Here is a 397-nt window from a genome sequence, read left to right as displayed (position 1 = left end):
AATAAATCACTGAAATAGTTGGGCGAGAGGCAGAGCTTGTCTGCACAATACTGTACAGTGGGCAAGCCTATCCGTTTAGCAGCCCCATCATGGAAGTATTCGTCAAGCAACCGCTCAAATCTTGCGAGGATGTCTCGGTTTTGGTTGTCGCGTGTGATGAACTGACGGTCATAGAAACGTGTGCAGTAATCAAGGAACGTCTTGATGCTGTCTGTGATGAGGTTCTTGCTGTGACGGTGTATCGGATGGTTCAATTCATATTGAATCTTGTGGAAGCAATCCATGATGATTTGCCGTTCTTCCACACTAAGGTGCAATGCCTCGTTTGTCTCGTAGGAAAAGAACGAATATTCACGCATTATCCGCCCGAGAGGTGTATTCCGCAGCAGGTCGGGAT

1 protein-coding gene is annotated in these 397 nt (G+C 47.1%); it reads left to right on the top strand.

Going from position 1 to position 397, the window contains the following annotated elements; all coding sequences use genetic code 11:
- Nucleotides 1-89 precede the first annotated feature (89 nt).
- The coding region (locus PZE06_RS26645; protein ID WP_275792190.1) for a hypothetical protein at nucleotides 90-397 on the top strand (308 nt) is incomplete at its 3' end.

The sequence above is a fragment of the Robertmurraya sp. DFI.2.37 genome, assembly GCF_029211245.1.
Classification (GTDB): Bacteria; Bacillota; Bacilli; order Bacillales; family Cytobacillaceae; genus Robertmurraya; species Robertmurraya methanolica_A.
Note: the sequence above shows the minus strand (reverse complement) of the source record. Positions and strands in the feature narration are given on the sequence as shown.